We start from the raw sequence: 23,233 nt of genomic DNA, 5'->3' as shown, positions 1-23,233 counted from the left end.
TGAATATGAGAACAAACGGTGGATTCCCATATTTAGTTGTTGAAGATGGAGATCATTTAAAGAACGGAGAATTGTACATTAAGCATTGCTATGAAGGAATTGAACTTGATTTAAAATATTTAGAGAAAGTGTTGCCATACATTTATCAGTTATGGGGAAGAACGGTGCATATGGAGTCGATAGTGGAGAATAAGAATGTTGTGTTTTCGTATGATGGGAAGATGGTGCATCGGAAGTATGTGTGATGGTCGTTGGGAAACCAACGACTTTTTTTAATATATTTGCTTGTTGTAATTTTTTTGCAAATTTTGTTATATTTTTTAAAAAATTAGTGGTGGCTCATATTAAATTTTTACCTGCAAATACATAATTTTCCCGAGAAAATTATGCTCATTAGTAATGTGAAAGAGAAAGGTTAAAAAACTTTTTGTATAAAAATGGTTCATCACCATAAGTCGGGGGATGAACCTGTATTTTTCTTAATTTTGCAAAATTTGTTTACTTTTGGTGTTATCACTTGTATATCAATAAAATTGGGAGGGGATTTTATGAAAAAGGTTATAGCTGTTGTACTTTCTGTATTTTTTGTTTTAGTTGGTATTCTTCCTACATCTAGTGTTTTTGCAGAAGAAAATAATAGTGTTTCCGAAAATAGAAACCAGGTCTCTAAGTCTGTTACTACTGTATATGATTTGGTTCCAGCTTCCCAAAATAAAGATTTGGATGTTTCTGCTGCAGCTAGTTCATATGGAACTGCTACAGTTACTTGTACAGACGGAGGACATGGAATTGCACATTGTAATACTAAATATTCACTAGTTAATGATAAAATTAGTAAAGTAGCTACTACAGTCTATATTTATATGCCTGGTGGTATATCTGTAGACAGTAAAAGAGAGACTATATTCCATGGAAGTGTATCTAGTACAGTATATAGCCAAGTAGAAATGTATGTCGGTGCTGGTACATATTACTCTGAATTATGGGGAACAGTATATGGTTTAAAAGGAGCATATAACGTTAATAATGTTGCATCTAGAACCTTTACCGTTAGATAATTAATATTAGGTAATAAAAACGATGTATGGTGTTTACATGCATCGTTTTTATTCATGAAAGGGGAATAAGGAAATGAATTGGGTAAAAAAAAAATCTGATTATCCATTAGGAAATGAGTCATTTGTAATGGATGATGGAATAGATAATGAAATTAACATACAGAATGTGTGCTTAGAAAGAGTTAGTGACAATATATCTATAATTGCACAGTTATTTATAGCAAATCATATATTATACGAAATACCAACAGTATTAACTGCTATACCTATCACAAATCAAAAAATAGAAGGAATTGTCGTAAATGAAATTGCAATCCACTTCAATAAAATTCAGAAAATATATATCAATAAACGATTAGAGCGTATTCAGTTTCAAGAGTTAAAGGATGTTTCAAGAAATAGATTTAAGGATATGCTTAAAAACAATCTAATTCATCCTATTATAAAAGAACTATATTTTTTAGGCGAGAAAGAATCATTAGAGGATAGATATATTAATATAGGTAAACGACAACAAGTACAATATGAAGTATTAAAAGAATATGTAGAACCCTCGACAATCATAGATTCGGATTTACTTCACGTTATCTGGTTTATTAAAAATACATTTTGTATAACAGAAAAGTCTTTTACCATTTTACCAATAGGATGGGAGTTGAAAGACAATTTAAAAGAGTTGGAAACACTAAAATTGTTTAATCAAATGTCTGATTCTTTATTAATAACTGTTGATTCAGAAACTGCTAAGGTATTATATATCAATTTTGTTAGTGTGGATATTAAAATGTAACGGCTTCGGTTGATAGGGAGAAAACAGCAAAAAGTAAAACAAATAGTAAACCAAAAGGGTAGCGATTTAGCTACCCTTTTAACATACATATAGGTATCGTATATTTTTTGAAATTTCTTATTGGGACAAATGTTTGTAATCTAATATTTCTACTTTGAAATCGTGTTTGCAACCAATTTTAGGGCTGTCACAGGATGGATACACTCTGACTTTCACTAAGTCCTTCGCATAGCTAAATGGTTTATTATCAGAAGGAACTTGGATTCTTACGGCAACATCATAAGAATGATTGTTATTATAATTGATGCCGACTATTCTTTCCCAATGCCAACCAAAACCAGAAGATTCTTTTCCTCCATATTCTTTTATTACCCTTTTATCAATGGCTGGAAACACAATATCTAAAACGATATTCTCTGTTGTTACATACCAATCTTCCCATTTTGAAACCTTTTCTGTTCTAACTGTTTGGAAAGGAGTAATAACAGATAATAAAAATCCAAATAAGATAAAATAATGTTTAACCAATAAGGTCACCTCTTATTTACCTTTTCTAATATTGTTCCCAACTTATTATTCTTTATCAAATCACATCCTGTTAGCTAAATACTGTCCATCCAATTAGCGCTGTATTTAGCACAAAAATTAGCAGAAGTACATAAATTTATGTACTTCTGCTAAATGGGGTACGAATTTATATGCTAATTCCAAGGCTAAAGCGAAAGAAACCTTGATATAACAATACAATTGGAGGTACCAAATCATTTGCGATTTTTACCTCCAATTGTATTGCTATTTAATATTTCCTCCCTCTGAACCGAACCCGTTAATTAAAATGCCATGATTTTATTTTACCCATAGTACGGATTTGTTTTTTAAAATATTGGTAACCATTTCTGGAATTATGATAATTTGTAATGAGCAATCTTTTATAGTTAAAAATAAATAAATTTCTAAGCACCTTAGCAGAACGAAGGCTGGGCTTCGTATTGGCATCAACGCATCCTCCGTGAAATGGACTTAAGCTCAGATGAAGCAATCGAATTTGCAAAGCTAAACGCAGGGGTTGTGCAGCCGTCAAAAACAAGTATTAACCCGTACTATCTCGGCATTAAAATGTTTTAAGACATTGAAGAACGCTACAACAATCCGACAGAAGAAATGATACGCCAAGGTGTAAAGCCGAATTCAGGAAGAGAGAAAATGTTTGAAGTGCGGGAAATTGAATGGGATGTATCATTCCTTAGAAACTACTTAAACAAAGAACTTGTCATGCGCGAAGATATGTACTTATTCCAGCGCCAAGGAAAAGATTATAAAGTCGTTGATAAAGATTGGGAAAATGTTCGAGATCAGTTAGTGAATATGAGAACAAACGGTGGATTCCCATATTTAGTTGTTGAAGATGGAGATCATTTAAAGAACGGAGAATTGTACATTAAGCATTGCTATGAAGGTATTGAACTTGATTTGAAATATTTAGAGAAAGTGCTGCCGTACATTTATCAGTTATGGGGAAGAACGGTGCATATGGAGTCGATAGTGGAGAATAAGAATGTTGTGTTTTCGTATGATGGGAAGATGGTGCATCGGAAGTATGTGTGAGGGCCGCTGGAATCAGCGGCTTTTACGTTGTTAGAAAGTGATGGAATGAAAATTCTTAATTTTGTGTTAGGATATATAAGGAAACTAATTTCTTATATAATCACAGCACAGTTTAATTGAATGAAATAACAAATGCCACAGATAACTGGAGAGATTCAAATGAGTAAAGTGGGAATATATAAGGTAGATATTACACCACCCTTAGGTATCGACTTTATTGGATACCATAGAGAAACAGGGGTCCGTAATATTGATGAACACATTTATGCAATCGCATATGTGTTTGAAAGCAATCAAACAAAGACTGTATTCATCAGCATTGATAACATAGGGATGTTAATAGAAGATACAACAGCAATTCGGGAACAAATCGCAAATGAGTTAAATGTTCCATTAGAAAACATAATGGTTGTTTATACTCATACGCATTCTGGCCCCGAAACAGTCGGTGATAATAAATTAATAAAGTCTTATAAAACGATATTAATTAATAATGTAGTAAGAGCTGCAGTTATTGCAAATGACAATATGCAACCATCTGAAGTTGGTTGGAACGTCACATTAGGTGAAATAGGGGTAAATCGAAGAGAAAAAACACCTGATGGAAAAGCGAAAATGGGTGTTGATGTAAATGGCATTGTGGATAAACGGATCGGTGTTCTAGCAATCAGAAACGACCAAACAAAAGATTTAACTGGAATCATTGTATTTTGTACGGCTCATCCAAATGTTTTAAAGGGAGATAGTGATAGATTATCAGCCGATTACCCAGGCTTAACAAGGGAAATTCTCGAACAAACACTTAACTGTCCTGTAACAATTGTTCAGGGGGCTGCGGGAGATATAAATGCAAAATATCGTGGTTCAATGGAAGCATTAAAACAAATGGCTTACATCGTAAGTGGAAATGTCTTAACGATGCTGCCAACTATTACGTACAACTCAATTTCAAAGTTGAAAACTATTTCAAGCACATTACCAATGAAGTTAAAGGATATTCCTGAACCTGACGGAATAAAAAGGATGGCGCAATTAGCTGAAACACATTGGGGCGTAAATACTGACGAATGGCTTACGATTATGTTAGATAAATACAAACAAAATATAAGACAGTTAACAATTGATTTAGAAATTCAGTTACTTCAAATCAATGAAGGTTTGTTTTCTGGAATACCAATGGAACCATTTTCAGAAACAGCTTTAGAGATTAAAGAACAACTGAATAATGAACTTGCCTTTTTTGGTGGCTACACAAATGGTTATCTTGGATATCTACCTACAAAAGAAGAATATACTTACGGAGGGTATGAAGTAGAATTGAATCCTGTGGTCTATGGACCGGTTACAAATATATGGATGCCTCCAAAAGAGAATACTGCTGAGCTTGTAGTGGAGAAAGTTTTGGAGCTATATAATTCTTAAAACTTTTATAATGAAGCAGTTTATAGATTAAGATTAAGAGCTTGGAAATAATCCAAGCTCTTTGTTTATAGGCCCAATATCAGCGTTGCTGTAATCAGGGGCAAAGTAGGGGTACAGCTACACATCCATGTAAATACCTCTGTCATTTTTATAGGTAGAATACCATAATGTTAATAATAAAAATAAGCCCACCTTATTAGATGGACTTATCGTATCTTTTTTGCTTTTGAATGTATGAAGAAATTTACTTTGGTTAAAATTTTTTTACGTAGTAATTCTATTGCAACGCATATTAAAAAGATTATTACTGGTTCGACCATCGAGCTTATTATTATATATTTTCCATAGAGGTGTTCAGCGTCATGAAATAAGTCTATCCATATGAACTTTCGTATGAAAGGATTATCGTGAATTAAGTAAACACCAAACGTGCAAGCCCCTATAGAATTTACTATTCTACTTTTAAAGTTTAATCTAGACAAAATAATGAATAAACTAACAGAAAACAGTAGTGCATTTATACTGTTTAATTCCACGAAAAAATTTGAATAAATTGATAAATTAAATTTATAATTAATGTATCTAATAAGATAAGGGCCAATCAGTATAAGAAGGGTGGTAATTATTAATAATAAATATGGATATTTATTATAGGAAGCAGTGATCTTATACTCATATTCCCTAATTAAATAGCCTGCAGTAATAAAGATTATAAAAAGAAATTGATTATCTAGAGAAAATGCATCTGGGTTTGAAGTTAATAATCCTATGACTACTGGAAGTCTACAAACAAAAACAAAAAGAAATAAAAATATTAAAATTTGTTTTTGTTTAAATTGTAGCAGTATTTTTTTAAATATAGGTGTTAGTATGTAAATAAATGTATAAATTGTAACAAACCAATAAATTGAAAAGGAAAGTGGAAAAATAAATTTCCAAATTTCATGAGTAAGATTAATTTTATTTGTTAGTAGGAATATTAAATAAATAGAAATAGAATAGAAAAATGTTAATCCCCACATAGATATGAGTTTTTTTATTTTAAATGTAGATTGTTTTAAAAAATATCCTGATATCATGACAAATAATATGACCCCTATTTTTCCAAAAGAGCCCAGGGTTTCTATGAAATATTGTCTTTTAGAATAAACATCGCTAAAAACCCAGCCACTATGAACACTATAATGATGGAAAATTATGAAAATCATGCTTATAATTCTAATGAATTCAATATTAGAATTTTTAATTATTTTTTTTGGTTTTATGAGATTCTTTGAATTACAAGTCATTTTTTGAACTCTTTTTTTTAAAGGATAGGTATAGAATATTGGTTTTATTGCTAAAAAATTTTTTCATGAACGAAGTCTCCATTTTTAAAAAAGTATCTTACAATATACAATAATAGATATTTTAATAGACAAAATAATATAACATGAATTATAGAGAAATGATACTGGTAAATTTACCTAATTAAGAAGAGGGAATAAGGTTTGACTAAATGGGGCACTTTACATGTCCATCAAGCTAATGTTTTGAAGTATCCTAAAACGAAAATTTTATATCACTACAAGCGTTATTTATGAGAATTTAGGTCATTTTTTTGTTTTGGGGAACAATGAATTTCTTAGCTACTTAAAAAAACATGATTCAAGTCAAACGCAACTTCAAAATGAAATTGCAGCACAAAAAGGTGATTCTTACATTACGTATAGAATCACCTTTTTGTTGGATATGAAATGAGAACAGTTTGTATATACTTTTTATTCTACATATAAACCAATTGCTGCAACAATAGCGTCATCCGCATATTCCCATTTTCCATCTATTAGAGCTCCTAATTGTTGTCCAATTTGTGATAACTGATCAGGCGTAATCGAAGAGCCTAAATATTTAGCAATGATGCCACCTATCGGTGCGGCGATTTTTGTCCATCCGCCGCGATCAATTTTAATCTCTAAATTCTTGATTTCTCCATTTTCTTTTACAAATCGATAATACACTTGATCATCTAAACGATAACCCAAATGATGAGAAATTTGTCCATTTACAATGGTTTGATTGCCCTTTTTAGAAATATAGGCTGGTTTTACATTAAATTCATGATCAAATACTTTTAATTTTTTAATTTCAGGTCCTAACAAGGCAGCTTGAACAGCTTTATCTAGATTATTCATTGGTACCATATTTAGATTTTGTGTTTGTGCAATAAAGTTTGCAGAAAATGCAGGTGATGCTTGTACTTGTTGCGTGGTAGTTTCGTTTTCAGCAGCAAATGCTAATGTAGATGAGCATGTTCCTGTTATTAGCATCGTAGCTAAAGCTGTCGCACTTAATACTTTATAGCGTTTCATAATTGATATCCCTCCCTTTATCCATTCCTATTTACGAAACTTGTCAAACTATGTCGTGTATTAGAATTAAAAACATCATATCACGACAGAAACTAAATTAAAACTATATATTTTGATATTTCGATATTTTAAAATATCAAAATATCACATATTCTTTTTGTGGTTCTGGTGCAAAAAACTAACGTTGTGCAATGAATTTTTTAATCTTAGTCATACTGATACTATTAGGGGTACCGCTACATGCCCATCAACCTAAGAAATTTATAAAACCCTAAAACAAGAATTTTGCACATTTTCAATTTGAAGATGTGAATTTTCTCGTTTTAGGGTGTTTGTTTACCTTAGCATGATGGCAATGGGGTACAGTCAACGTACTAAACATAAAACCCACGTTAAGGATTATTTGCACCAGAACCAACAATAGTGAATTAGAATAATGACTTAATACTTGCTAGGACAGTAAGTATGCCTATAATAATGACAAATACATTGCTTGCTTTCCCTTTGTATTTAGCTAGTACTGGTACTTTATGGATTGCATACATTGGTAATAGACATAAGATAGCAGCAACTAACGGACCGCTAAGGGCATCGATGATTCCAAGAATACTTGGATTTGCATAAGCAACATACCAGCAAGTTAATACGACAAAAGTAAGGATCGTTGTCTTAACTGTTTTTTCTCCAATATTCTTCCCGCGTTTTTTACTAGACTTGATAATCATGTCACGCATTACTTCATATGCGCCTATATAATGGCCAAGGAAGGACTTTGTTATGGCCATAAAAGCAATGATTGGAGCTGCGATCGTGATTACAGGCGAATTAAGCTCATTCGCAAGATATGATAGGATTGACAAGTTCTCTTTTTTTGCCATTGCAAGATCACTTGGAGTTAAACTCAAGGTACTGCTCCAAACGAAGAACATAACAACAACGAATGTCATGATATAACAAACTTTTTGTATTTGAGCACATTTGGCATCAGTAGCTTCTATTCCATAAGTAGATCTCTGTTTTATAACAAATGACGAAATCATTGGAGAATGATTAAACGAGAATACGATGATTGGTAGTATCATCAATATCGTTCCGAAATACCCCATTCCTGTTGAATCAGTCGCAGCGCTTGAAAAACTAAGCATTGACGTATTCCACTTTGGAATTAAAGATACTGCGATAAAAAGTAGAGAAGCTATGAAAGGATATACTAGCATGCTCATTATCTTTACAGTGATATCTTGACCAAAATTTAGTATAGCGATAAGACCGAGTACTAATACAAGCGATAAAATGGCCCTTGGAGGCTCCGGCATGTGCAATTGATGCACGATAAAACTACTTGCAGTATTTGTAAGTGCAACTGAATACATCAGCACGATCGTATAAATTGAGACGAAATATACTATGTTAAAAATGATACTTGCCTTATTTCCGAAATACTCTCTTATTGTACCTGTAATCCCCTCATCAGCAGAATTTGAAGCGTATATCATTTTAGCGAGCGCCCTATGTGAGTAATACATAACAGGATATGCAAGTATGGTAATTAACAGTAATGATAATAAACCACCTGAACCTGCATTAATAGGTAAAAAGAGTACTCCTGCTCCAATTGCTGTTCCAAAAAGGCTCAATGCCCAGGTAGTATCCTGTTTATGCCACTTTTTAGGGTCTAGATATTTCTCATTTTTTACTGCAGTATTTTCAGCTTGAAATTCTACTTTTTTTGCAGTATTCCCATTCATATAATAATTCCTCCTTGTGTCCTATTCTTACGTCTCTTTTTAAGGTTTAGGAATATAGACCATTCTTGAAAAATGAATCGCTTACAAGGTGCGCCGCATCGTGCGTCCTTCTTCTAAGTTGATCACATCAACCTAATGGATTTGTTAGCGTTCACAAAACATTTTAATTGTATAGTAGTATATTTTAGTGATAATGTCTCTCTTAGGAGAACAATAGAGAATAGAATTGTTAACTATTTCACAATATTTTTAATAACTGTTTATTGCTTTAATTGTTTCTCTCCAAAAATTTTATTTTTAATGGCAATCCCTGTAGGTGTGGCCGCAATTCCGCCTAAACCTGTCTCTCTTAATTCGCGGGGCATCTGTCTTCCAACTCTATACATCGCTTCAATAACTTCGTCAGCATTGATGATATTGTTTACGCCGGCTAATGCGATGTCCGCTGCTGCTAAAGCATTTGCCATTCCAATGGCGTTTCTCTTTACACAAGGAATTTCTACCAAACCAGCGACCGGATCACAAACTAAACCGAGTAAATTTTGTAATGCGGTTGAGAAAGCTTCAGAAGATTGCTGCGGTGTTCCTCCGCCAGCTTCTACCGCTGCTGCAGCTGCCATTGCTGAGGCACTACCTACTTCAGCCTGACATCCTCCGTACGCTCCAGCAATACAAGCGTTATTTGCGACTATCGTTCCAAATAACGCTGAAGTGAATAGAAAATGGATCATATCTTCATGACTTAACTGCAACGTATCTTTAATACTAAATAGGACTCCCGGGATCGTCCCACTCGCACCTGCTGTTGGAGTTGCACAAATAGCTCCTAATGCAGCATTTACTTCATTAACACCGATAGCATTTTGAATCCCTAACACCATCAAATCTCCAGAAAGGGTTTTTCCATTTTCTCGATATTTTTTTATTTTAACAGCATCGCCTCCGGTTAAACCAGTTGGAGAAAATACCCCGTCGCCTTCGATACTTTTATGTATGGCATTTTCCATAGTTGTTAAATTTCTTTCCATTTTACTCCAAACTTCTTCATAAGAAGTTTTAGTTTGTTCGATTTCCTGTTCGATTGCTAATTCATAAATTGGCTTTTTACTTTTATTAGCTGCATCCACAATTTCTTTTATAGACATATACATATTTTTTCACCCCTTAATGTACTAAAGAATAATGATATTAGCTAGATTGCTTAAACTTCTAAGTTCCTTCTGAGCATTACCAGGCAATAGCGAATCCAAAGCGAATGCACATAAATATTTTCCGTTTTCTTCTAAACTATGAAAGTCGTTAATTTCCACATCATATTGTTTAAAGATTCTACGTAAGACAAATTCAAAGTCAGCTTTTTCGGAAATTGCAATAATAACTGGCAGTGGCCCCTGCAGATCTAAGCTAAATCCGTCAATTTCAACATGTTTGACTTCAATTAATCCACCGCCGACCGAAATACCTATCGTTCTAATACTTCGACTTTCATCCTCTACATATACATCTGCTGTATTTGGATGACCAGCAGGACTATCACCTGCTTTTTCAATAAAGGTAATGTCAATGCCTTTAGATTCTGCTATTTTAATAGCATCTGGCACTCTGCTGTCATCGGTAGCAAATCCTAATATTCCAGCAATAATTGCAAAATCAGTTCCGTGTCCTTTATGGGTTTCAGCAAATGATTCATAATACCTTACCACGACTTTTTTGGGAAGACCTTGAAATAATTTATTGGCAACGGCTCCAATAGCTAAAGCCCCTGCAGTATGTGAACTTGAAGGACCTATCATTACCGGCCCAATCACATCAAAACAACTTTTGTATTTAACAACCTTTTTTTCTTTAATAGATGCTACATTCATGTTCATATAAGCACCCCCATAATTTCTTATTTTTAATTGCAGTTGAATCTAAGTTATTAGAATGATCAATTCAAAATATGTTCCGGTCGATAACGTTTTCATTTCCATGTTGAATAAATTTTCATTCTGATTACACACCTTATGTAAAGTAATCGTATCAGTATGTCCAATTTTAGAAGATTACTTGCAAGGTCTTTAGAATTTTTGCACCAGAACCAGGTTTGATATTTTCTCTGGAGGTAATAGATTATCTCTCGACGCCCTCATTATAACTTGTATATTTATGAATTTAATATTTTTTTGTTTTTAGAAAGATTGAATAAACAGAATCTTGAATAGATAATAAATTACAGTTGGCATGTAGCAATTGTGTCCATTGTTTGAAGCTGTATTAGTTAGTAGAGAAGCAAAAATAACACAGTGTGCCTTTGCTTAACACATTGAATACATTGGAAAATCATTATAAAGATACTTATATTTTCCTTTGTTGGAACATCTTATTTTAGACGTGAAAGCTGTTATAATAAATGATTAATGTAGATGGAAAGGAATAAATGAAGAAAATATAAAATCTTTCTTGGGTATTTATTATTTATCTTGAATTTATATACATTTTTCAGAAAAAAGGAACTTCTTTTTTATAAATCTTGGACATCCTGATAGTATTACTTTGCATAAGGTGTGTGATTAGTATGGAAAAAGAAGAGAAGGTACTATTAATGTGAACGGTTAACAGTATCTTCTTTTTTATGGAATTCTATATTTTATTGAATATTCTGTAAAAAATGATAAAATTTTATATAGGAATTATTGGAAAGGAAAGAGGAGTCATTAATTGGCTATTTAATTGAGTATGGTTTACCTATTACGAGAAAGGGGAAGCGATTAAAATTAGCTTCAGAATATGCAGAGAAGATTGCTTTTTATTATGAAAAAAGGGATCCTTCATTGTCCAATGAGTATCTTCGTATAAGTAATACTATATTAAAAAGCTTATTAAGTAATAAAGGGGAAATATAGATTAAAATGATTGAATATTATGTGTTTTTGTAGAAGCAGAAAATGAAAGGGGAGGGGAGTATGAAAACAATCACAATCCAAAAGATATCCACAGCGATCATTCAACTCATTCTAGCTATAGCGGGTATTCTTTGTTTAAGTTCACTACCGAGTTTGTTTAAAGGGATGGAAATTGATATAAATAACTATTTCAAAGCTCTTGGTGACTTATGTAAAAAGCTATTAGACTTTTCTCATTTGACGTATGGGAAAGGTTTACGGCCGATATTTCCACAAATTCTTGAATTTTATTGGCAGTCTTTAGGGTTATTTATGCTGGCACTTGTTATTTCGGTTTTGTGTGCTTTTTGTTTTACCTATCTGATTATTCGCTTTTTCTATGAAAAAGTGAAAAGAATGAAGTTTGTGTTAGTTATATTAGAATCAATACCTGATTTGTTCATTATTATGTGTTTTCAAATTGTGGTGCTTTGGTTATTTCAAAAAACGGATATTATGGTGTTTAATATCGCTACGACATGGCAGGAGAAGTCCATTTTGATGCCTGTTGTTTGTTTAAGTATTCCCCCAACGATTATGTTAACTCGTATTTTCTTGCTGCAGGTAGAAGCAGAGTTGCAAAAAGATTATATTGCTTATGCTCGTGCGAAAGGTTTGAATTTCTATCACATATTTCGTCATCATGTGCTCCGCAATGTGTTGTTTTCGATGTTTCATTATTCCAAGACGATTGTATGGTTTATGTTTTCTAATCTGTTGATGGTTGAATATTTGTTTAATGTTCTTGGTATTGTGTCTTTTGTTTTGAAATATCCATTTCCGGAAGTGTTTGTTGTGACGCTTTTATTGCTTTATATCCCATTTTTCATTATTTACAAAGCGTATGATCTATTTGTACCTGCTGTTATGAGAGGGGAGGGAGTGTAGGTGATCAAACATCTTGTAAGGGAAAAGCAGTTTCTGTTCAGTTTTTTGTTTTTAGTCATACTGTTACTTGCTAGTATTGCGAATACGATTTTCAATGATGGGCAAATTAGGCAAGTGACGGCCCTTTATGAGAACGGGAACTTGATGGGAGCGCCGCCATTCCCTCCATCTACTCATTTTTTGCTAGGTACTGATATACATGGATATGATTTACTTCATGTCATTATCCAAGGTGCAAAGTTCACCATTGGTTTATCGGCTTGTATTGCAATGCTGCAGGTCGGATTTGCAATTGTGTTTGGCGTCGGAATCGGTACGTTTCTGAAAAGATGGAGCAGTAAGATTGAATCGTTTTTTGATAGTTTTACGATTATGCCGCTCACGATTATTGCGTACTTCTTACTAGTAAATGTGATGTCGATGCCGATAGATGGATTTCAGCAGCCATTTTATCAACGTGCTCTTTTTGAAATGTTTATTCTTACTATTCTTGCGCTTCCGACAGCGTCATTTTATGTAGCAAATGAAGTGAAAAAACTATTCACAACAGAGTTTGTGGAAGCTGCCTCTATATTAGGCGGATCAAAGTTTCACATTTTACGTAAACATATATTCCCGCAGCTTCGTTCTACTTTAGTCATCTTATTAGTTCAGCAATTCAATAAAGTTCTTCTCGTGTTGGCACATTTAGGAGTATTGAAGATGTTCTTTGGCGGAACAGTTATTGATCACAGTCCCGCAAAAGAACCTCCGCGGACGTTATCATTTGAATGGTCTGGATTAATTGGGGATAAGTTTCATATGCTTTCTATTCATCCGTGGATTGCACTCGTTCCAATTGTTTTTTTCTCTTTAACAGTCGTTGCGGCTAATTTGATGTTAGTAGGATTGCAAAATGCATTTGAAAAATCAAGTACTTCAAAAGTACAGAAAGTAGAGTATGACGTAGTGGAAGAAAAACAGACTTCTAATTTTTGAGATTGATATAAGTCGCTCCTATACACGACCAGATGCTCTCACCCACTCAAAAAAGAAAGGTTTTTAACCATAAAAAAAGCCCAATATTTTGTATTGGGCTTTTTGATATGATTAAACACTCTTAGTTGCAAAGTTCATTTCTTTTTGTAATCTCATAAACGAACGGTACATGCCAATTCTCCAAGAGACGATCATCGCAAAGGCAAGTAAGAAGAACATACCGCTTAATTGTCCTAAATCAATTGATTGACTTAAATATTCTTTCATACCGAGGCGGACAGCTAGTAAACCGACTAAAATAAAGATGAATGCTTTAGAAGGTATTAAATAGATGTCTGTTCCGCGTATTTCAAATTTTGATGTTTTAATAAGAAAAATCGAGAAAAATAAACCAACGATAACTGCTTCGAGAATTTCAGATGATGTTAAGCGAAATTCTGGTAAGAAGTACATACATGCTCCCGTACTCATAAAAATAGGCGGGAGGATAATTTTTTTAAGTGTTACAGGTTTCTTTGCTGATTTTAAGCGAAGGAACATCATTCCAACAGCCATACAAAGAGCAACAATACTCGATAGAACAGCTAAGTTCATGTTTGACCTCCTTTTATCCTTTGAACGATTTTTTTAATAGAATCATAAACCAAACGAGACCGGCACCAAGGATCGTATGAGACATTCCGGCAATATGACTTAATCCTTTAAAATCAGCTCCATTGAGTTGAAGAAGTCCGCGGGTCGCCATTGAACCAACTGTTAAAACTAATCCTACATTATAGACGATGAACCACATGTTAAAGCTTTTTGCCTCATGGACTGCAAATAATTTTGATAGAGCTAAAGCGATTAAGAAGAATAAAAATCCAAGAACTAGCACATGTGTGTGCAACTTGTATAGCGATGTAGTACCTTGAATTCCTTGCGCTTTTGAATATTCTCTCGCGAATACACCGGATAATAGACCGATAATTAAATAAGTGAATGCTGCATTATATAACTTTTTCATCATATACCTCCTAGGTAGCATTAGCAATGTTTATTTTTGGATAGTAGGCTTCGATTATTAGTTGCTTGTCATTCCGTAAATAAGGCCAGAAATATATGGGATTAGCCAAATGAACCAGACGATAATACTTAGCTTGTGGAATGTTGTCATCATTTTTGTATCTTTTTTGATTAACACAATTGTTGCCCAAACAGCATGGAATAACATGAGTAAAATTGCTGCTAAGCCTGTGATTCCGTGGAAACTGAACAGGGATCCTGCTTCTGCCATCTTTTCCATTAATGTCGTTCCGAGTGTATCACATACAAGTCCGAGCCAAAAAATAACGACATGCCAAGGTTTTAATGTCTTTTGGAATTTTTCACTCCATACGCCAATTGTATAAAAAATGAGTGCAGCTGTAATACATATAATCGCAGATGCTAACACGTTCATCATTCCTTTCTAACAGTCATGTTCTTTATATAAAGAATGTTACATGAGAATTATGAATAGAATATGAACGCAATATTACATACTAAAATTGGCGTAATTATTATATTTAAATTGTATTATGTTGTAAACGAAAAATGAAGAGGTACTTGTGAATAAAGAAAAAACTTTCTTATTCACTGTGGAAATGGGAATAAGAAAGTTTTTTAGATTACTGTGATTTACACTTCGTTTGCTCGTAATAATTTTCCATCGCGAAGTGTTAAAATTCGATCGCATACATCAAGCATTTTTTCATCGTGTGTAATCATAATCGCTGCTTTTTTATTTTTCTTCACTTCTTGCTTCATTAATTCAACGACTTCTCTAGCGCGTTTTGAATCAAGACTCGCAGTCGGTTCGTCAGCTAAAATTAAGTCTGGATCATTCATGAACGCACGAGCAATCGCTACACGTTGTTTTTCTCCGCCTGAAAGTTGATTTGGATAATGATTCATGCGATGTCCTAATCCAAATGTTTTCAGTAATTGCTCTGCTAACTGACTTGCTTCTTTTTTATCTTCTCCTTTTAACTTAGCGATATACAGAAGTTGTTCTTTTACCGTTAAGAAAGGTACAAGGTTTGCAAATTGGAAGATAAATCCGATTTTTCGTAAGCGAATATCTGTCATTTCTTTTTCTGATAAATTTGTTACGTTTTGATCAGCAATATAAATGTTTCCTTTTGAAGGAGAGAGAAGGGCACCTGCAATGGAAAGCAATGTACTTTTTCCTGAACCAGATGGACCAACAATACCGATAAATTCGCCCTCTTTTACATCTAATGTAATGGGATGGAGAGCAGTTACTTCTGTCTCTCCTTCGCCGTATGTTTTGCTTACTTGATCAAGCTTTAATAATGACGCTGGGTTATCCCATTTTACTTCCGTTACCATTACATGCCACCTCCGATTGCTTCTAATGCATCTACTTTTAATACTTGATATAGAGAAATAAGTGTACCGAATATGCTAATTAAGATAAAGATACCTGCATACTGCATGATTGTTGTTGTTGTTAATAAGAACGGCATACTAGCTGGTAAAATAGCTTCTACCGCAAAGATTAAGCCAATGCCGATAATAAGAGCAACGCCCGATAAGAATATAGATTGTACAACTAATGTATTTGCTAAATATGAGTTTTTCGTTCCGATCGCTTTTAATACACCTAATTGATGTGTTTTTTGTAATGTAATGACATAGAAGAAAACGCCGATTAACAATGCTGAAATGACAAGTAAAAACGCGATAATCATTGTTAATGTTCCTTGCTCTTCTTTATAACCTGGAATACTTTGTAATACTTCTTTTTTATCAACAACTTTTGCGTTATCGATTTTTTTATCAGTATTTAGAGCAATTACACTGTAATCTTTTTGATTTGGCAGTGCAATAGCGTCCCATACATTTTCATTCATGTGGATAACAGGTGTATGACTAAACATTTGATTTTGCGAGAATCCGACAACTTTGAAAGCTTTTTTAGAAATAGGATCTACTAGTACATCGTCAAGTTTAATTCCTTTTTCTTTAATTGATTCATCAGCGACAACTTCATTGTCCGCTAGCGTACTATTTTTTCCTTCAATTACTTTTGGAGCAATGAATGAATCTTGTTTACTTGAGAAAATAGCAACATCAACTTTATTTGAAGTGCCTTCTTTTTCAAATGTTGATACTTTAATGTGCATTGGAACTGCATCTTTTTCATCAACTTGTGCTAATACTTTATCGACATCATCTTTCTTAATTTGAGATCGTAACAATTTACCATCTGCATCATCTGATAAGATAAATTTGTTTGCTTTCATTTCAATAATAGAAGAGGCATTATCATGAGATAAACCATTTGCTAGACCTGATATGATAAGTACAAGAAATGATAATAACATCATGATTGTACCGATTAATCCGTAACGTAATTTCGATTGTTTTAATTCTTTAAGTGCTAAAAACATTAGGTTCGTTCCTCCTTGTTTCGTTCTATGCTCTTATCATAAAGAAGAAATATGAACGGAATATGAACAGAAAGTTACAAAAGACGAGTTTATAGTTTATATATAAATACAAATTGAAAATCCAACATAAAAACCGCTTTTTTAGATGGGCGAGAGCGTTTGGCCATGCCTAGAGCGGTCAGGGCCCTTTTTTTGCCACAGGCAATGTTAAAACAAAGCGAGCAAACAAGTAGCACATCACTTTTTATGATTCATAGCAACGACTTATCTGTTGGAAAATTAACATGGACTTATATAGAAACGGTCAGGGCATTGAAAAAGGCCATTAAAAGAGAAAAAGAAGATAACTCTCTATTATATAGAGCATTATCTTCTTTTTGATTTCTGTATATTGTGCAGGTTATTTTGCCACTTCCTGTTTCGGAAGGTAAATAGAAAATATCGTGCCTTTTCCAAGTTCACTATCGACAGTTATTGCTCCGCCGTGGAAATCAACGACTTTTTTACGATCGAAAGACCTAATCCGCTTCCGTTTACATTTCTGTTTCGGGCAGTATTGACTTTATGAAAACGAAAAGTGTGCCAGGTCGCACACTTTTCATTTTGAACAATTATTTTAAATCTGTTGGAAGGGAAGAGATATGCTTGGAACGCCGCGGTTTGAAAAAAATCAAAATCGAAGGGAGCAGCATACCGCGAACAAGAAATGTATCGATTAAAATCCCCATTGTCATTGTTAAGCCGAACAGAAAGAGTTCTTGAAGTGGTTGGGTAATGAGCACGCCGAATGTAGCTGCGAGTATAATGCCGGCTGATGAAATGACGCCCCCCGTTAAAGCAACCCCGCGTGCTACAGCTTCTTTCCATTCATATTTTTGCGCCTCTTCTTTGATTCGGGATACGAGCATAATATTATAGTCGACTCCTAATGCAATGAGAAACACAAAGGTGTAGACAGGTAGACGATAACTAATTGAGTCGTAGCCTAAAATATAATGAAAGATCATCCAACCTAGCCCTAGCGTTGCTGAATAAGAAAGTAACATTGTGATCATCATTGTTAGCGCGATGATGATCGAGCGTGATTGGTATGTCAGCATAATGAGAATGAACAGGGAAATGAGCGAGAACGTCACAATCGTATCTTTTTCGTTTAAAGATTGTACATCTAATTGCTGCGGGGTTTGCCCGCTATAATGCAAGGAATATTGCTGGGAATCAAAGCCGCTCTTCGTTAATAAACTGTTACTGTTTTCTCGGAGTGTTTTGATTGTATTTAAGGCTGCTTTGTCGTAAGGGTTGTCTTGTAAAGTTAATTGCAGTTTGATGGCATGTTTTTCTTCCGATAAGAAATTTTTTGGCAAGTTCGTATTCGCTAATGCGGAAGTGATTTCCGGTGTGACGGTGTTTATTCCATCTTGTTTTTTCATTGCATTTGATAATGAAGCTAATTTATCAAGAAAGGGTTGGTCTAAGACAATTTCTTTATCTGATTTCAAAATGACAGTGACAGGTGCTAATTGTCCTGGTGGAAAGTTTTCTTCTAAAATCTCAAACCCTTGCCGCGATGAAATGTCATTTGGAAATGACTTCATTAAATTAAACGAATATTTCATAGAGCCAACGTTCAGCGAAGCAAGAATGAGCATAATGAGCAGTATACTTGCTGTGATGGAAGGCTTTTTCTTTACAAAAGTGCCGACATTTGTCCAGAAGCCGCTCAGCTTCTCTTCTTTTTCGGCTACTTTTGGAATGAACGGCCAAAATGCTTTTCGGCCTATAAGTGCAAATAAAGCGGGAATAAGTGTAATGCCTCCAAGCAGAATGAACACCATGGCCACTGAAAATACTGGGGCAAAGTTATGATATGCATTAAAAACAGCAAAGAACAATGTCAGCATCGCGACCAGAACGGTTCCACCGCTAAATAGGATCGGTTCCATTACTTGAGTTAACGCGGCTTGCATGGCATCGTATTGCGAACTCGTCTTTTTTAACTCTTCTTTATAACGAGCTAATATGAATAAACAATAATCCGTCAAAACAGCAAAGAGTAGAATCATCATAATGGAAAGAGCTTGTTTCTCAACGACGAACCATCCGTTTTGACCTGCCAATCCTAAAATGCGATCGACTACTGCATATACGATACCGGAAATAATTAAGGGAATGACAGCAAGCAAAGGGGAGCGATAAATAATGATTAATATAATGAGAATTAATCCGATTGTTGCAAACATTAATACGAAGTCAGCATTTTTGAACAGCGTAATCGTATCCGCTGCAATTCCAGCTGGGCCCGTAATTTCAAGCTTTAAGTCTCCGATATCCATTTGTTTTATGTGGCTTCGAATTTGCTGTAATATGTCATAAATTTGATCTGATTCTAAATCTTTTGTTAGGGCAACATTTAACAGAATAGTTGTGTTATCTTTGGAGAACATTTTATCTTGTGTGGTTTTTGGGAGTTGGTGAAATGGTAAGGAACTTGCGACATGTTTCGGTTTATCATCTGAGGAAAGCCATTTGCTAATTTCTGAGATCTTGGCACGATCGGTCACAGTGATTGCGGATTTTCCATGAAAAACAAGTAGGGCGACTGTTCCATCTTTGGATGGAAATTGTTCGTCTAGTATTTGTTGTGCTACAGCAGACGGCGTATCTTCATGAATACTTCCTTCACCACTGCTTGTTGCATACTTTTTGGCGGATGGTGCGATGAAACTTAAAACGCCAATAGCAAGAATCCAAGCGATTAACACGATTTTGGCACCCTTTGGACTACTGATGAAGCGAGCAAGTTTATGAATCACATCTATAACCTCCTCTTCGTATGTTCAGGAAGATTTTAAAATAAAAATATGAACGGAATATGAACAGAATATTACAAAAATTAAAGAATGATTATTTGTTTCGTTTTGTGAACAAATGGAGAGAGTAAGTTTAAAATGTTGCGCTATTGTTTTTTTATAATTATTATATACCTATACGGGTATAAGTAAGGAGGAGAAAAGAATGAGTAGAAAAATTCTTGTAGTTGGCGGAGTTGCTGGCGGTGCATCAGTTGCAGCACGTTTACGTCGTTTAAGTGAAGATGATGAGATTATTATGTTTGAGCGTGGTGAATATATTTCGTTTGCAAACTGCGGACTGCCATATTACATTGGCGGAGTGATTCAAGAAAGGCAAAAGCTCTTAGTGCAAACAGTAGAGAAAATGTCGAAGCGCTTTAACTTAGATATTCGCATTTTAAGTGAAGTAATAAATATCAATAAAGAAGAAAAAACAATTGTGGTGAAAAATGTAGTTACAAATGAAACTTACGAAGAATCGTATGATGTTTTAATTCTTTCGCCAGGTTCTAAGCCGATCGTCCCGCCAATTCCAGGAATTGAAACAGCGAAGGCGTTATTTACATTACGTAATGTACCAGATACAGATCGTATAAAAGGATATATAGATGAAAATAAACCGCACCGTGCGGCCGTAATTGGTGGTGGCTTTATCGGTGTTGAAATGGCGGAAAACTTGAGAGAACGAGGCCTTGATGTAACACTTGTAGAAATGAACAATCAAGTCATGCCGCCGATTGATTACGAAATGGCTGCATATGTACACGAGCAGATGACAAAACATGGTGTTCAGCTCATTTTAGAAGATGGGGTAGAGGCTTTTGAAGAAGACGGAGCAGTTATTCGTCTGAAAAGCGGTACAAAGATTCATACAGATATGATCATTCTTTCTATCGGTGTGCAGCCTGAAAGTAGCTTAGCAAAAGAGGCGGGACTGGAACTAGGAGTTCGAAATACGATTAAAGTAAACGAAAGATTGCAAACTTCCGACCCATCTATTTATGCAATTGGAGATGCAATTGAAGTAAAAGACTTTGTTACAAAAACAGAAACGATGATTCCACTTGCATGGCCGGCAAATCGTCAAGGCCGTCTATTAGCGGATATTATTCATGGTCACGCAGATTCGATATATAAAGGAACAATGGGAACATCTATCGCAAAAGTATTTGAATTAACAGTTGCTTCAACAGGCGTGAATGAAAAAGTATTACAGCGTTTAGATTTTCCGTATGAGGTCGTTCACGTCCAAGCAAATTCTCATGCAGGGTATTACCCAAATGCGTATCCAATTTTATTAAAGCTTATTTTTAATAAAGAAACAGGAGAAATTTACGGAGCACAGGCTGTAGGACGTGATGGGGTAGACAAACGTATCGATGTGCTTGCAACAGCAATGAAAGCGAAATTGAAGGTGATGGATTTACCTGATTTAGAATTATCTTACGCTCCGCCGTATTCTTCTGCGAAAGATCCTGTGAACATGGTGGGGTATGCTGCAAGCAATATTATTGAAGGACTTGTTGATACAGTGCAGTGGCATGAAATTGATGAGATCGTTGAAAAAGGCGGATATTTAATCGATGTACGGGAACCGAATGAATTAAAACAAGGAATTATAAAAGGATCTGTAAATATTCCTTTGGATGACTTGCGTGACAGATTACATGAGATACCAAAAGATCAAGAAATTTATATTACGTGTCAACTGGGCATGAGAGGGTATGTAGCGGCCCGTATTTTAATGGAAAACGGGTATGAAGTAAAGAATGTTGATGGTGGTTTTAAACTGTATAGGGCGGTTTTACCAAACTGTGTTGCGCATGAATAGGAATCACGTCCTGTCAATTTTGATAGGACGTGATTACAAAATACAACGCATGGTATAATATTTAACAGAAAGCAAGTGAAAGTATGGAGGTGCTTATCCATTGGAATACGGTCAAGATATGAAAAATCGTTTAAAGCGAATTGAAGGACAAATTCGCGGTGTTCTTCGCATGATGGAAGAGGGAAAAGATTGCAAAGAAGTAATCACACAATTGACGGCATCACGCTCTGCGATGGATCGTACGATTGGATTAATTGTCGGAACGAACTTAGAAAAATGCCTTCGCGAACAATTTGAAAAAGGCGATACGTCGAATGAAGATGTTATTAAAGAGGCTGTACAATTACTAGTTAAAAGCAGATAATCTGTCAATTTTTTTGGCAGATTTTAAAAACGGTTCACACATACCCTTATGGGTATGTGTGAATAACATGAGGATTTTACTATGAAACATACTATTGGAGGTATATAAAATGAATGTAGCATTGAACATCGCTATTATTGCATTAATTGCCTTGTTTATCCTTTCTCGTTTGTTACCTGTTAAGGGAGTAAAAAATATAAGCGGGAAAGAACTAAAAGACGAAATGAAGAAAAAGAATAAGCAATTGATTGATGTTCGTACACGAGGTGAATTTAGAGGCAACCATATTCCAGGTTTTCGAAATATGCCATTAAATGAACTCATACAACAAGCAAATAGCTTAGATAAAAATAAAGAAGTAATTGTCATTTGTCAGAGTGGAATGAGAAGTAAACAAGCAGCAAAAGTTTTGAAGAAGATGGGATTTAAACATATTATCAATGTTTCAGGTGGTATGAACGCTTGGAGTTAAGGAGGATGCAGGACAATGAAAGAAATGACTGCGAAAGAATTAAAACGAAAACTGATGAATCATGAAGTGGTAAACATTATTGATGTACGTGAGGTAGAGGAAATTGCCGAAGGGAAAATTCCAGAAGCGCTTCATATTCCGCTTCGTTTAATAGAGTTTCGGATGCATGAGCTAGATAAACAGAAAGAGTACGTGATTGTATGTCGTTCTGGCGGAAGAAGCTCACGAGCAGCTCAATTTTTAGAAAGCTATGGTTTCCAAGTCATCAATATGAACGGTGGTATGCTAGCTTGGGAGTAAGGATTCGAGTTGCAGCGGATGGACTATTCGGTTTGTGCCGAACCGTGTCGAAGGATCTTTAAATCGTGTCGAAGCGCCGATATATCATAAATATCGCCGATAAATGTACTACTTCCGCCGATATATCGGTTCTGTCAAGAAGTCTGTGTAAATTAATGAGACTTAGTACTTAGGTCTATCCAGTATTTAGTTATATGTTTTTTTCTCTTAGGG

21 protein-coding genes and 2 pseudogenes are annotated in these 23,233 nt (G+C 34.6%); 11 read left to right on the top strand and 12 right to left on the bottom strand.

Annotated features, from left to right (window positions below):
* From Q9306_RS22565 to Q9306_RS22555, 3 genes and pseudogenes are all read left to right on the top strand, one after another.
* Positions 1 to 245 (top strand): annotated as a pseudogene (locus tag Q9306_RS22565) (stage V sporulation protein R); the annotation flags it as partial.
* 303 nt (positions 246 to 548) lie between these two features.
* The gene (locus tag Q9306_RS22560; protein WP_306202560.1) at positions 549 to 1,058 is read left to right on the top strand and encodes a hypothetical protein; all 510 of its coding nucleotides are present in this window, start codon (positions 549 to 551) and stop codon (positions 1,056 to 1,058) included.
* A gap of 73 nt (positions 1,059 to 1,131) precedes the next feature.
* Positions 1,132 to 1,848, top strand: coding sequence for a hypothetical protein (locus Q9306_RS22555; RefSeq protein WP_306202558.1), 717 nt, complete (start codon positions 1,132 to 1,134; stop codon positions 1,846 to 1,848).
* Between the two features lie 117 nt (positions 1,849 to 1,965).
* Here Q9306_RS22555 and Q9306_RS22550 read toward each other — a convergent pair whose 3' ends face one another.
* Positions 1,966 to 2,385, bottom strand: a complete 420-nt coding sequence (locus Q9306_RS22550) for a hypothetical protein (protein WP_306202556.1) — start codon at positions 2,383 to 2,385, stop codon at positions 1,966 to 1,968.
* Between the two features lie 432 nt (positions 2,386 to 2,817).
* On the opposite strand from Q9306_RS22550, the pseudogene Q9306_RS22545 reads away from it, so the two are divergent.
* Positions 2,818 to 3,453, top strand: a pseudogene (locus Q9306_RS22545) (SpoVR family protein); the annotation flags it as partial.
* Between the two features lie 159 nt (positions 3,454 to 3,612).
* Positions 3,613 to 4,875 (top strand): neutral/alkaline non-lysosomal ceramidase N-terminal domain-containing protein, encoded by a 1,263-nt coding sequence (locus Q9306_RS22540; protein WP_306202554.1) that lies wholly within the window; start codon positions 3,613 to 3,615, stop codon positions 4,873 to 4,875.
* A gap of 206 nt (positions 4,876 to 5,081) precedes the next feature.
* On the opposite strand, the gene Q9306_RS24740 is transcribed toward Q9306_RS22540, so the two are convergent.
* The 5 genes from Q9306_RS24740 to sdaAB all read right to left on the bottom strand — a co-directional run bounded on the left by Q9306_RS24740 (position 5,082) and on the right by sdaAB (position 10,845).
* On the bottom strand, positions 5,082 to 6,164 hold the full coding sequence (locus Q9306_RS24740; RefSeq protein WP_371932428.1) for an acyltransferase: 1,083 nt from the start codon (positions 6,162 to 6,164) through the stop codon (positions 5,082 to 5,084).
* Positions 6,165 to 6,635: 471 nt separating this feature from the next.
* A complete protein-coding gene (locus Q9306_RS22535) occupies positions 6,636 to 7,226 on the bottom strand; it encodes a methyltransferase (protein ID WP_306202552.1) in 591 nt (196 codons plus the stop codon).
* Positions 7,227 to 7,654: 428 nt separating this feature from the next.
* Complete coding sequence (locus Q9306_RS22530; RefSeq protein ID WP_306202550.1) at positions 7,655 to 8,974, bottom strand: amino acid permease; 1,320 nt, start codon at positions 8,972 to 8,974, stop codon at positions 7,655 to 7,657.
* Between the two features lie 260 nt (positions 8,975 to 9,234).
* Positions 9,235 to 10,125: an L-serine ammonia-lyase, iron-sulfur-dependent, subunit alpha gene (sdaAA, locus tag Q9306_RS22525; protein WP_306202548.1), complete on the bottom strand. Its 891-nt coding sequence runs from the start codon at positions 10,123 to 10,125 to the stop codon at positions 9,235 to 9,237.
* A gap of 21 nt (positions 10,126 to 10,146) precedes the next feature.
* Positions 10,147 to 10,845 (bottom strand): L-serine ammonia-lyase, iron-sulfur-dependent subunit beta, encoded by a 699-nt coding sequence (gene sdaAB / locus Q9306_RS22520; protein WP_306202546.1) that lies wholly within the window; start codon positions 10,843 to 10,845, stop codon positions 10,147 to 10,149.
* Between the two features lie 1,074 nt (positions 10,846 to 11,919).
* Between sdaAB and Q9306_RS22515 the strand changes: the two genes are divergently transcribed.
* Together Q9306_RS22515 and Q9306_RS22510 are read left to right on the top strand one after the other, a co-directional pair.
* The gene (locus Q9306_RS22515; RefSeq protein WP_306202544.1) at positions 11,920 to 12,786 is read left to right on the top strand and encodes an ABC transporter permease subunit; all 867 of its coding nucleotides are present in this window, start codon (positions 11,920 to 11,922) and stop codon (positions 12,784 to 12,786) included.
* Positions 12,787 to 13,764, top strand: coding sequence for an ABC transporter permease (locus Q9306_RS22510; protein WP_306202542.1), 978 nt, complete (start codon positions 12,787 to 12,789; stop codon positions 13,762 to 13,764).
* A 111-nt stretch (positions 13,765 to 13,875) separates the two neighbouring features.
* Here Q9306_RS22510 and Q9306_RS22505 read toward each other — a convergent pair whose 3' ends face one another.
* From Q9306_RS22505 to Q9306_RS22475, 6 genes are all read right to left on the bottom strand, one after another.
* Positions 13,876 to 14,358, bottom strand: coding sequence for a CcdC family protein (locus tag Q9306_RS22505; protein WP_306202540.1), 483 nt, complete (start codon positions 14,356 to 14,358; stop codon positions 13,876 to 13,878).
* A 13-nt stretch (positions 14,359 to 14,371) separates the two neighbouring features.
* The gene (locus Q9306_RS22500) at positions 14,372 to 14,770 is read right to left on the bottom strand and encodes a DUF2871 domain-containing protein (RefSeq protein WP_306202538.1); all 399 of its coding nucleotides are present in this window, start codon (positions 14,768 to 14,770) and stop codon (positions 14,372 to 14,374) included.
* Between the two features lie 57 nt (positions 14,771 to 14,827).
* On the bottom strand, positions 14,828 to 15,199 hold the full coding sequence (locus Q9306_RS22495; RefSeq protein ID WP_306202562.1) for an HsmA family protein: 372 nt from the start codon (positions 15,197 to 15,199) through the stop codon (positions 14,828 to 14,830).
* 224 nt (positions 15,200 to 15,423) lie between these two features.
* Complete coding sequence (locus Q9306_RS22490; RefSeq protein ID WP_306202536.1) at positions 15,424 to 16,137, bottom strand: ABC transporter ATP-binding protein; 714 nt, start codon at positions 16,135 to 16,137, stop codon at positions 15,424 to 15,426.
* Positions 16,137 to 17,201: an ABC transporter permease gene (locus Q9306_RS22485; RefSeq protein WP_306202534.1), complete on the bottom strand. Its 1,065-nt coding sequence runs from the start codon at positions 17,199 to 17,201 to the stop codon at positions 16,137 to 16,139. The genes Q9306_RS22490 and Q9306_RS22485 overlap by 1 nt, the downstream gene beginning before the upstream one ends.
* A gap of 611 nt (positions 17,202 to 17,812) precedes the next feature.
* Entirely contained in the window at positions 17,813 to 20,014 is a 2,202-nt protein-coding gene (locus Q9306_RS22475) for an MMPL family transporter (protein WP_306202532.1), read from the bottom strand.
* A gap of 202 nt (positions 20,015 to 20,216) precedes the next feature.
* Here Q9306_RS22475 and cdr point away from each other — a divergent pair, with 202 nt between their 5' ends.
* The 4 genes from cdr to Q9306_RS22455 all read left to right on the top strand — a co-directional run bounded on the left by cdr (position 20,217) and on the right by Q9306_RS22455 (position 23,020).
* Entirely contained in the window at positions 20,217 to 21,884 is a 1,668-nt protein-coding gene (cdr, locus tag Q9306_RS22470; RefSeq protein ID WP_306202530.1) for a CoA-disulfide reductase, read from the top strand.
* 100 nt (positions 21,885 to 21,984) lie between these two features.
* Positions 21,985 to 22,248: a metal-sensitive transcriptional regulator gene (locus Q9306_RS22465; protein ID WP_035432943.1), complete on the top strand. Its 264-nt coding sequence runs from the start codon at positions 21,985 to 21,987 to the stop codon at positions 22,246 to 22,248.
* 109 nt (positions 22,249 to 22,357) lie between these two features.
* Positions 22,358 to 22,720 (top strand): rhodanese-like domain-containing protein, encoded by a 363-nt coding sequence (locus tag Q9306_RS22460; protein ID WP_306202526.1) that lies wholly within the window; start codon positions 22,358 to 22,360, stop codon positions 22,718 to 22,720.
* 15 nt (positions 22,721 to 22,735) lie between these two features.
* Positions 22,736 to 23,020: a rhodanese-like domain-containing protein gene (locus Q9306_RS22455; protein ID WP_306202524.1), complete on the top strand. Its 285-nt coding sequence runs from the start codon at positions 22,736 to 22,738 to the stop codon at positions 23,018 to 23,020.
* Positions 23,021 to 23,233 lie beyond the last annotated feature (213 nt).

It is taken from the genome of Bacillus multifaciens (assembly GCF_030756675.1).
Classification (GTDB): domain Bacteria; phylum Bacillota; class Bacilli; order Bacillales; family Bacillaceae_G; genus Bacillus_A; species Bacillus_A multifaciens.
This window is presented reverse-complemented; position numbering and strand designations above follow the sequence as displayed.